This is a genomic window from Streptomyces sp. ISL-100 (assembly GCF_018614615.1).
GTDB lineage: Bacteria > Actinomycetota > Actinomycetes > Streptomycetales > Streptomycetaceae > Streptomyces.
Genome location: NZ_JAGGOK010000143.1, coordinates 1 through 10712, shown reverse-complemented (window position 1 = coordinate 10712; position 10712 = coordinate 1). Strand labels below are relative to the sequence as shown.

The following is a 10712-nucleotide window of genomic DNA, read 5'->3' as shown; positions in this document are numbered from 1 at the left end:
GCGGGTCGGGGAACAAGCCCCCCGCAGCGGCCCGCCCGCCCCCGCCTTCCGCTCCCAGCATGGAAGCGCTGAAGGTACGCCGGTGCTATCGCGGCGCCATGAGTTCCCGCATCCACGCCTCGACCTCCGCAGAAGCGCGCGGCAGCCCGGCCGTGAGGTTCTCGTTGCCGTCGGCGGTGACGAGGATGTCGTCCTCGATACGGACGCCGATGCCCCGGTACTCCGCCGGCACGGTCAGATCGTCGGGCTGGAAGTACAGGCCCGGCTCGACGGTCAGCACCATGCCGGGTTCGAGCGTTCCGTCGACGTACGCCTCGGTGCGCGCCGTCGCGCAGTCGTGTACGTCGAGCCCCAGCATGTGGCCCGTGCCCGCCATGGTGAAGCGCCGCTGCAGAGCCAGCTCGTACACGCGCTCGGCGGGGCCCTCCAGCAGGCCCCACTCGACGAGCTTGTCCGCCAGGTACCGCTGCGCCGCCTCGTGGAAGTCCCTGTAGCGCGCACCGGGCCGCACCGCGTCGATGCCGGCCTGCTGCGCCTCGTACACCGCGTCGTAGATCTTGCGCTGAAGAGGGGTGAAGGTGCCGTCGATGGGCAGTGTGCGGGTCACGTCGGCGGTGTAGAGGGTACGGGTCTCCACGCCCGCGTCGAGGAGGAGCAGTTCGCCGGGTCGTACGTCGCCGTCATTGCGCACCCAGTGCATGATCGTGGCGTGCTCGCCCGCGGCGCAGATGGAGCCGTAGCCCACGTCGTTGCCCTCCAGGCGCGCCCGGCGGAAGAACGTGCCCTCGATCCACCGCTCCGAGGTGGCGACCGCGGTGGCCAACTCCCGTACGACATCGGTGAATCCGCGTACGGTCGAGTCGCACGCCTTGCGCAGCTCGCCGATTTCCCACTCGTCCTTGACCAGGCGCATCTCGGACAGGGCGGTCTTGAGGCCGGTGTCCCGCTCCTCGTCCGTGTTTCCGACGGCCGCCTCGAGCTCGGCGTCGTAACCGCGCACGATCCGGGTGGGTGCCTGGCGGGCGGCGCGCAGCTCGTCGGCGACCCTCCGGACGTCCCGGCAGGGCAGGCCGAGCAGCGTCGCGGCCTCGGCGAGGCTGTTCCTGCGGCCGACCCACAGCTCGCCCTTGGCGGCGCCCTGCCAGAACTCGCCGCTCTCGCGGTCGGAGCGGGGGAGAAGGTACGCGGTCGCCTCATGGCCGCCGTCCGCGAGCGGTTCGAGGACCAGCACCGCGTCCTCGGTCTGGTCGCCGGTGAGGTGGACGTACTCGCTGGACGGGCGGAAAGGGTAGTGGCTGTCGTTGGCGCGCACCTTGAGGTTGCCGGCCGGGATCACCAGGCGCTCGCCGGGGAAGCGGGCCGCGAGCGCGGCGCGGCGCTTGGCCGCGTACGGGGTCTGCTCGGCCGGTTCGAGGTCGCGCCGCTCGGTGTCGGCCCACCCCGTCTTCATCAGTGCGGCCAGTTCGTCGGAGACGTTCGGATAGAGGCTGTTCTTACGGCCCTTGGACACGCGAAACCCTTTCCCTCTCGCTTGCTCCTGCTGACTGGGCTCAGCGTAGAGACGCTTCGGCCGGAGTGGGGGCATCCGATCCGGCCTCCGCACTGCCCGAGCTCATATGAGCGCGACTTCGTCACGATCCGGTCTCGCTGTGCCGCGGAGGTCTTGCTTCCAGGGCGTGTAATCGTTTCCAATCACTCGTGTAATCGATTCCATGAGCGCTAGAGCTTCGCCGGCCGCACTCCGGAATCGAGGCTCACCGAAACCACGAGGAGGTGGTGCGGCAGTGGCGAGCATCAAAGATGTCGCGGCTGAGGCGGGTGTGTCCGTTGCCACGGTCTCGCGCGTCCTCAACAGTCATCCGTCCGTCAGCCCCGACGCGCGCACCCGCGTCCTCGCCGCCGTCGACGCGCTCGGCTACCGGCCCAACGCCGTGGCCCGCTCCCTGCGCACCGACCAGACCCGCACCCTCGGGCTGGTCATCAGCGACGTACTCAACCCGTACTTCACCGCGCTGGCCCGCTCCGTCGAGGAAGCGGCCCGCGCCCTCGGCTACAGCGTCATCATCGGAAACGCCGACGAGCGGCCCGAGTTGCAGGACCACCACGTCCGAACGCTCCTCGACCGACGCATCGACGGACTCCTGGTGTCTCCCGCCGACGGAGGCTCCCCGCAGATACTCGACGCGGCGCGCGGCGGCACCCCCATGGTCTTCGTGGACCGCTGGATTCCGGGTGTCGACGTACCCGTCGTGCGCGCCGACGGCTGTCCGGCCGTACGCGACCTGGTCGCCCACCTCCACCGCCTCGGCCACCGCAAGCTCGCCATCATCGCGGGCCCGGCGGCCACCACCACCGGCAGCGAGCGCGTCGAAGCCTTCCGCGAGGGGCTCAGGGAGCACGGACTTCCGCTGCCCGACGCCTACATCGGCCAGGGCGACTTCCAGGCGGACAGCGGGCGGCGCGCCACCGAGCGTTTCCTCGCCCTGCCCGAGCCGCCCGAGGTCGTCTTCGCCGCCGACAACCTGATGGCCCTCGGTGCCCTCGACGCGATCCGCGCGCACGGGCTGCGCGTTCCGCAGGACATCGGGCTCGCCGCCTTCGACGACATCCCGTGGTTCGTCCACACCGATCCGCCGATCACCGCCATCGCCCAGCCGACCGGCGAGCTGGGCCGGGCCGCCGTACGGGCGCTCGTCGACCTCATCGAGGGCCGGCCCCCGCAGTCCGTCACCCTTCCCGCCCATCTCGTCGTACGCCGGTCCTGCGGCGAGCAGCGCCCTCCGCACCAGAGCCACGAGAGTCACCAGAGCCAGAGGAGCAACCTGTGAGCAGCCAGGACGAGTTGCTGCGCATCGAAGGCATACGCAAAACCTTCCCCGGCGTCGTCGCGCTCGACTCCGTCGACTTCGACCTGCGGCGCGGCGAAGTGCACGTCCTGCTCGGTGAGAACGGCGCCGGGAAAAGCACGCTGATCAAGATGCTCTCCGGCGCCTACCGGCCCGACAGCGGCCGCATTCTCGTCGACGGGCGCGAGGTCCGCGTCCACGGTGCGCAGGACGCCGAGCGGCTGGGAATCGCCACCATCTACCAGGAGTTCAACCTGGTGCCCGAGCTGACCGTCGCCGAGAACATCTTCCTCGGCCGCCAGCCGCGCCGCTTCAAGATGATCGACCGCAAGCGGATGGAGGCCGACGCGCAGAAGCTGCTGAAGCGGGTCGGCGTGCGGGTGTCGCCGAAGGCCAAGGTGCGCGAACTGGGCATCGCCCAGCTCCAGATGGTGGAGATCGCCAAGGCGCTCAGCCTCGACGCGCGCGTACTGATCATGGATGAGCCGACCGCCGTCCTGACCAGCGGAGAAGTGGACAAGCTCTTCCGTATCGTGCGGCAGCTGCGCGAGGACGGGGTGGGGATCGTCTTCATCACCCACCACCTCGAAGAGATCGCGGCCCTCGGAGACCGCGTCACCGTTCTGCGTGACGGCCGCAGCATCGGCCAGGTGCCCGCCTCCACGCCCGAGGACGAGCTCGTACGCCTGATGGTCGGGCGCAGCATCGAGCAGCAGTATCCGCGCGAACGCCCGGAAACGAGTGACGGTGACGCCTCGCTCTGCGACCCCTTGCTCTGCGACCCCTTGCTCTCCGTACGTGGGCTGACGCGCAACGGCGTCTTCCACGACGTCAGCTTCGACGTCCACGCCGGTGAAGTCGTCGGTCTCGCCGGGCTCGTCGGCGCCGGACGCACCGAGGTCGTACGCGCGGTCTTCGGCGCCGACACCTACGACGCCGGAAGCGTTGAGGTGCGCGGCGAGCGGCTCGGCAAGGGCGACGTGAACGCCGCCATGGGCGCCGGGATCGGGCTCGTACCCGAGGACCGAAAAGCGCAGGGGCTGGTGCTCGACGCCTCCGTGCAGGAGAACCTCGGCCTGGTCACGCTGCGTTCGGCCACCCGCGCCGGCCTCGTGGACCGCAAGGCTCAGCGCGCGGCCGCCGCCCGGATCGCCGAGCAGCTGGGCGTACGGATGGCAGGCCTCGGCCAGCACGTCCGTACCCTCTCCGGCGGCAACCAGCAGAAGGTCGTCATCGGGAAGTGGCTGCTCGCCGACACCAGGGTGCTGATCCTCGACGAGCCGACGCGTGGCATCGACGTCGGCGCCAAGGTCGAGATCTATCAGCTGATCAATGAGCTGACCGCTTCCGGGCACGCCGTCCTGATGATCTCCAGCGACCTGCCGGAGGTCCTCGGCATGAGCGACCGGGTGCTGGTCATGGCCCAGGGCCGGATCGCCGGCGAACTCCCCGCGCACGAAGCGACCCAGGACGCCGTAATGGCGCTGGCCGTGAACGTAACCAAGAACGAAGTGGAGGGCTCCCGTGGCCACTGACACACTCAAGAGCAATACGGGCGCGAGTGCCGGGGCCGCGAGCGCCGTCCGGCGCATCCTGCTCGACAACGGCGCACTGAGCGCCCTGGTGGTCCTGGTAGTGGCGATGTCGCTGCTCTCCGGTGACTTCCTGACCACGCAGAACCTGCTCAATGTGGGTGTGCAGGCCGCCGTGACAGCGATCCTCGCGTTCGGCGTCACGTTCGTCATCGTCTCGGCCGGCATCGACCTGTCGGTCGGATCGGTGGCCGCGCTCTCGGCGACGGTCCTCGCGTGGATGGCTACGTCCGAAGGCGTCCCGGTGTGGATCGCGGTGATTCTCGCCGTCGGTACGGGCATCGCCTGCGGCCTCGTCAACGGAGCCCTCGTCTCGTACGGGAAACTCCCGCCGTTCATCGCCACGCTGGCCATGCTCTCGATCGGCCGCGGTCTGTCCCTGGTCATCTCGCAGGGCAGCCCGATCGCGTTCCCCGACTCGGTGTCGGTGCTGGGCGACACGCTCGGCGGGTGGCTGCCGGTGCCGGTTCTGGTGATGGTCGCGATGGGGCTTGTCACCGCCCTCATCCTCGGGCGTACGTACATCGGACGCTCGATGTACGCGATCGGCGGCAACGAGGAAGCGGCCCGGCTCTCCGGCCTGCGCGTCAAGCGGCAGGCTCGTCATCTACGCCCTGTCCGGGCTCTTCGCCGCCGTCGCGGGCATCGTCCTCGCGTCCCGCCTGGTCTCCGCGCAGCCGCAGGCCGCGCAGGGGTACGAGCTGGACGCCATCGCCGCGGTCGTCATCGGCGGCGCCAGCCTGGCGGGCGGCGTCGGCAAGGCGTCCGGCACGCTGATCGGCGCGCTCATACTCGCCGTACTGCGCAATGGCCTGAACCTGCTTTCCGTTTCCGCCTTCTGGCAGCAGGTCGTCATCGGCGTCGTGATCGCGCTCGCGGTTCTGCTGGATACGCTGCGGCGGCGGGCCGGTGGGGGATCGGTGGCTCCCGGGGCTTCGTCGGGTGCGTCCGGTGCGTCCGGGAACGGGCGTAAAGGCGCGGCGAAACTCGCGATCGGCGCGGTGTGCGTGGCGGCCGTCGTGGGAGGCGTGTCCTTCTTCAACTCCGGCTCGCCGGGTACGACCACCAAGATCAGCATGTCGCTGTCCACTCTCAACAACCCCTTCTTCGTACAGATGAAGGAGGGCGCTCAGGCGGAGGCCAAGGGCGCGGGTATCGACCTCACGGTGACGGATGCGCAGAACGACGCCTCACAGCAGGCCAACCAGCTCCAGAACTTCACCGGCGAGGGCGTGAAGTCGATCATCGTCAATCCGGTGGACTCGGATGCGGTCGGGCCCGCCGTACGGGCCGCCAACAAGGCCGACATCCCCGTGGTGGCCGCCGACCGGGGCGTCAACAAGGCCGACACTGCCACGCTCGTCGCTTCCGACAACGTCGCGGGCGGCAAGCTCGCCGCGAAGGCGCTGGCCGAGAAGCTCGGCGGCAAGGGCGAGATCGTCGTGCTGCAGGGCACCGCGGGCACCTCCGCCAGCCGCGAACGCGGCAAGGGCTTCGCCGAAGGGCTCAAGGCGTACCCGGGGATCAAGGTCGTCGCGACCCAGCCCGCGGACTTCGACCGCACCAAGGGCCTGGACGTCATGACCAACCTGCTCCAGTCCAACCCCGGGATCAGCGGCGTCTTCGCCGAGAACGACGAGATGGCGCTCGGCGCGGTCAAGGCGCTCGGCAGCAAGGCGGGCAAGTCGGTGGACGTCGTCGGCTTCGACGGAACGCCGGACGGGCTGAAGGCGGTTGAGAGTGGCACGCTGTACGCGTCCGTAGCTCAGCAGCCCAAGGAGCTCGGGAAGATCGCCGTTCAGAACGCGGTCAAGGCGGCGCAGGGCAAGAAGGTCGACAGCATGGTGAAGGTGCGGGTCAAGGTCGTGACGAAGAAGAACGTCGCCGACTTCTCGTGACGGCCCATGACGAAAGCAGGACAGGTATGTACGACTACGACCTGCTGGTCGTAGGGTCGGCCAACGCCGACCTGGTGATCGGCGTCGAGCGCCGCCCCGCGCCCGGCGAGACCGTGCTCGGATCCGACCTGGCCGTCCACCCCGGCGGCAAGGGCGCCAACCAGGCCGTCGCGGCCGCCCGCCTCGGCGCCAGAACCGCTCTGCTGGCCCGCGTCGGCGACGACGCCCACGGGCGGCTGCTGCTGGAATCGCAGCGCGAGGCCGGTGTGGACACCGGTGGCGTGCGGGTCGGCGGGGCGCCCACCGGGGTCGCACTGATCACCGTGGACCCCTCGGGCGACAACAGCATCGTCGTCTCGCCCGGGGCCAACGCCCGGCTGACCCCCAAGGACGTCCGCGACGCCGGTGACCTCTTCGCCGGCGCCCGGGTCGTCTCGGCGCAGCTGGAGGTCCCGCTGGAGACGGTGGCGGAGGTGGTACGTACGCGGGCGGCCGGGAGCCGGTTCGTACTGAACCCGTCGCCGCCCGCGCCGCTGCCCGCCGAAGTGCTTGCCGCATGCGATCCGCTGGTCGTCAATGAGCACGAGGCCAGGTACGTCCTGGGACTGGGCGAGGGACTGGGCGACGGACTGGGCGACACGACGGGCCCGGCCCCCGAGGACTGGGCGCGCGGGCTCCTCGCCCTGGGTCCGCTTTCGGTGGTGGTCACGCTGGGGGCGGAGGGCGCGCTGGTGGCCGACGGGCGTACGGGCGCCGCTGTACGGGTCCCGGCCCCTCGCGTTGACGCGGTGGATACAACCGGCGCGGGGGACGCCTTCACCGCGGCCCTGGCCTGGCGGCTCAGCCTGGGCGAGGACCTGGCGACGGCCGCAGCCTATGCGGTACGGGTGGGCGCCGCCGCTGTCACGAAGGCGGGCGCGCAGGCTTCCTTCCCGAGCGCCGAGGAGGTCTCGGCGCTGTGAAGAAGGCCGGAATACTGAACCGTCATCTGGCGGGGGCGCTGGCCGAGCTGGGCCATGGTGACGGGGTCCTCGTCTGCGATGCGGGCATGCCGATTCCGGCCGTCGGGCCGCGGGTCGTGGACCTGGCGTTCCGGGCCGGAATACCGTCCTTCGCCGACGTACTCGAAGGACTGCTGGCCGAACTGGTGATCGAGGGCGCGACGGCGGCGCACGAGGTGCGGGAGGCGAATCCGGCGGCGGCCGCGCTGCTGGAGGAGTGCCTTCCGGGGCTTGATCTGGTGTCGCACGACGAGCTCAAGGCGTTGTCGGCGGGGGCCCGGCTGGTGGTACGGACGGGGGAGGCGCGGCCGTACGCGAACGTATTGCTGCGCTGCGGGGTCTTCTTCTGACGGCTGGTCCTGTTGCGGCTGCCGCCGCGTCGTCCTCAATCGCCGGACGGGCTTGATACAGCCCGTCCGGCGATTGAGGGACCGGGGTAGCCGGCGCCCTACTGGTGACGGAGCTGCCCGCGGATGGCGCCGTCGGGGTACGGGTTGTTGTGGACGTTCACGTAGAACTTCCGAGGCTTGCTGGCGATTTGCTTCAGTTCCTGGTCCGTCAGGACCGTCTCCGCGTTGGCGGTCGTCTGGTGCGGCTTCGCCTTGATGCAGCCCTTCGCCGACCCGTGCGTCGGAGTCTTGAGAGTGACAACCACGGGCCCGGCCACACCGCGCTTACCGGCGTGGATGTGCGCCGCGGTGGGCTGCGCGATCTTTCGTACGTTCAGCGAGTAGCAGAGGGTGCCGTGCTTGATCTGGTACCAGAATTCGCCGCTGCCGTCCGGGTCGCCCGGGCCGGGAACTTCCTCACGGCCGGTGAGGTCGGCCCGGCCGTGGACGGCTCGGTCGCCGCCGTTGTTGTCGGGGTCCGCACTGGCGGCGGCGGCCGGAGCGGCCAGAGTGGCGAGGGTGGCCGCGCAGGAAACGGCCGAGACCATCAGGGTGGTCGGAACACGCATGGACGTCTCATCTCTGTGTTGGGCGATCGGAGCAGCGCGCAGCCTGGTGGCTCGCTGGGAGGTCCGACTGCAGGTTCAACACAAGGACACCCGCGCCACTCCCTCAACATTTGTACGGCTGGATGGGTGCGCGTCGTCCGGAGCGGGCTCAGAAGGGAGACCCTGCACTTCGCGGCCGTCGTGCAGCGCGCCGCCGGAGCCTCCCGGCTCGGCGCACACGTTGGTCTGGATCACGCCGCGGACCGTCCCGCCCCTGAAGCCGCCCGCTCCGGTCGAGGGTGCCCTGCCGTCAAATTCCCGGCGTACTCGCGGAGTTGCGGGCCACCCTCCGCCGCATCCGGTCAGCGGGTGGGGTTAGGTTGAGGCTGACCGAATGATGTCCTGCAGGAGGCAATTTCATGGCTGAGATTGACACGGGGAAGCCGCACTCCGCTCGTTTCTGGAACTACTTCGTGGGTGGGAAAGACAACTACGAGGTGGACCGGCAGATCGGGGACGAGATCAAGGCGATCTTTCCCGGTCTTGTCGATGTGGCCCTGACCAGCCGCCACTTCCTCGGCCGCGCGGTGCGCAGCCTCGTCGCCGAGCAGGGCGTCCGGCAGTTCCTCGACATAGGTACCGGCCTGCCGACCGCCGACAACACGCACGAGGTCGCCCAGCGGGCGGCGCCCGAATGCCGGATCGTGTACGTCGACAATGACCCGCTGGTGCTCACCCACGCCCGCGCGCTGCTGGTCAGTACGCCGGAAGGCGTCACCGACTACCTGGACGCGAACCTGTACGAGCCCGACGCCGTACTGGCGGGCGCGGCGCGCACGCTCGACTTCGACCGGCCCGTGGGGCTGATGCTCCTCAACGTGCTCGGGCATGTCGCCGACTACGAGGAGGCCCGGGCGCTGGTGTCCCGCTTCGTCGATGCTCTGCCGTCGGGCAGCTACCTGGTGATCAGCGACTGCACGGCCACCAGCGAGGGCATGATCGCCGCTTCGAAGGCGTACAACGCCAGTGGCGCGGTCCCGTACTACGTCCGCAGCGTCGAGGAGGTCGCCGGGTACTTCGACGGGCTGGAGTTCCTGGACCCCGGGTTCGTACAGGTCACGCAGTGGTGGCCGGAACAGGGTGACGCGGTGGGCTCGGGCGTTTCTGTCGATGCCTACGCAGGGGTGGCGCGCAAGCCGTAGCCGGGCCGGGCGCGGAGCGGGACTCTGCCCCGCTCCGCGTTCTTCCCCGGGTTGTCATGCGCACGTACTGTGTCCCGCGTCACTGTCTGGGGATCCAGGGAACGGGGGAGTACCGATGCTGTCCTCGCACGCTCGCAGAGCCCGGCCTTTACTCATAGCCGCCGTGTTATTGGCGCTGCCGGCGACCACGGTCGTACCGGTGGCCACTGCCGCCGCGAACGTCGGCGACACCGCGAAGAGACCCGCCGACGAACGGCCCGACCAGCCGTATCCGGACATCGACGTACGCGGCGAGAAGCGGACCGCGCCCACCGCCCGGCAGCTGCGCGCGGCGCGGGAGCTCGACGGGGCAGGGGTGCGCTGGGGCCGCTTCGGTACGCCCCGGCTGGTCTCGCCGCAGGGCAAGGGCGCGCTGACCGCCGCCAGCGACGCCGACCCGGGCACCGTCGCGCTGAATCACGTACGCGACCACGCCGATCTGTACGGTCTCTCGGCGGCCGAGCTCTCCGCCCTGGAGGTCGTAAAGTCCTACCGCACCAAACACAACGGCCTACGGCACGTCTTCATCGGACAGGCGGATCCGAGCGGCGTTCCCGTAAACGGTGGGCGGCTCTCCGTCGCTGTGGACAAGCACGGGCGCATCGTCACCGTGGCCGGCAGCCTCGTCCCCGAAGTCCCCGGCGCGCACACGAGCGACGCCGCCCGGCTCGACCGTAAGGCCGCCATCGACCGGGCCGCCGCCTCCGTCGGTACGGTCGACCCATCCGGTACGGTCACCGCCGCGCGGGTCACCTTCCCACTGGCGGGCGACGGTGCCAGGCCCGCCTGGCGTACGACGCTGACGGCCGGCAACGGGCACGTGTACGACACCGTGGTCGACGCGGGGAACGGCGAAATCCTGCTCCGCAACGACCTCACCCACAACGAGGGACCGCAGGGGCGCGTCTTCACCGGCCAGAACCCGAACGCGGGCGGCGCCGCCGTCGTGCCGTTCGCGGGTCTCGGCCGGTCGTGGGTCGATGGGCGGGTCACCACCGGCAACAACGCCGAGGTCTCGCAGAACCTCGACGGTGGCGAAGCGCTCGGCTACCAGCCGCAGACACCGGCGGCGGGCGACCCGGCGTACCAGCACTTCAACTACACGTTCACGGACGCGTTCCGTACGAGCGGCGGCACCGACCTCACCACTGACCGGGACCCCGTCGTCACGCAGGCGTTCTACCTCTGATCTTGGCC

At 70.1% G+C, this 10712-nt stretch carries 8 protein-coding genes and 1 pseudogene; 7 read left to right on the top strand and 2 right to left on the bottom strand.

Going from position 1 to position 10712, the window contains the following annotated elements:
* Positions 1-85 precede the first annotated feature (85 nt).
* Positions 86-1510: an aminopeptidase P family protein gene (locus tag J7E89_RS39895; protein ID WP_308315775.1), complete on the bottom strand. Its 1425-nt coding sequence runs from the start codon at positions 1508-1510 to the stop codon at positions 86-88.
* Positions 1511-1784: 274 nt separating this feature from the next.
* Here J7E89_RS39895 and J7E89_RS39890 point away from each other — a divergent pair, with 274 nt between their 5' ends.
* From J7E89_RS39890 to rbsD, 5 genes and pseudogenes are all read left to right on the top strand, one after another.
* The gene (locus J7E89_RS39890) at positions 1785-2828 is read left to right on the top strand and encodes a LacI family DNA-binding transcriptional regulator (RefSeq protein ID WP_214981377.1); all 1044 of its coding nucleotides are present in this window, start codon (positions 1785-1787) and stop codon (positions 2826-2828) included.
* A complete protein-coding gene (locus tag J7E89_RS39885) occupies positions 2825-4381 on the top strand; it encodes a sugar ABC transporter ATP-binding protein (RefSeq protein WP_214981376.1) in 1557 nt (518 codons plus the stop codon). Before J7E89_RS39890 ends, J7E89_RS39885 begins: the two co-directional genes overlap by 4 nt.
* Positions 4371-6336, top strand: a pseudogene (locus tag J7E89_RS39880) (substrate-binding domain-containing protein). The gene J7E89_RS39885 and the pseudogene J7E89_RS39880 overlap by 11 nt, the downstream one beginning before the upstream one ends.
* Before the next feature lie 26 nt (positions 6337-6362).
* Positions 6363-7298, top strand: a complete 936-nt coding sequence (locus J7E89_RS39875) for a ribokinase (RefSeq protein WP_214981375.1) — start codon at positions 6363-6365, stop codon at positions 7296-7298.
* Positions 7295-7687 (top strand): D-ribose pyranase, encoded by a 393-nt coding sequence (gene rbsD, locus J7E89_RS39870; protein ID WP_214981374.1) that lies wholly within the window; start codon positions 7295-7297, stop codon positions 7685-7687. Before J7E89_RS39875 ends, rbsD begins: the two co-directional genes overlap by 4 nt.
* A 98-nt stretch (positions 7688-7785) precedes the next feature.
* Here the strand turns inward: rbsD and J7E89_RS39865 are convergent, their stop codons facing one another.
* Positions 7786-8295 carry a CHRD domain-containing protein gene (locus J7E89_RS39865; protein WP_214981373.1) on the bottom strand — a complete coding sequence of 170 codons (510 nt, stop codon included), beginning with the start codon at positions 8293-8295 and terminating at the stop codon, positions 7786-7788.
* Positions 8296-8693: 398 nt separating this feature from the next.
* On the opposite strand from J7E89_RS39865, the gene J7E89_RS39860 reads away from it, so the two are divergent.
* A complete protein-coding gene (locus tag J7E89_RS39860; protein WP_214981372.1) occupies positions 8694-9476 on the top strand; it encodes an SAM-dependent methyltransferase in 783 nt (260 codons plus the stop codon).
* A gap of 199 nt (positions 9477-9675) precedes the next feature.
* Positions 9676-10704: a hypothetical protein gene (locus J7E89_RS39855; RefSeq protein WP_214981371.1), complete on the top strand. Its 1029-nt coding sequence runs from the start codon at positions 9676-9678 to the stop codon at positions 10702-10704.
* The last annotated feature ends 8 nt before the right edge of the window (positions 10705-10712 follow it).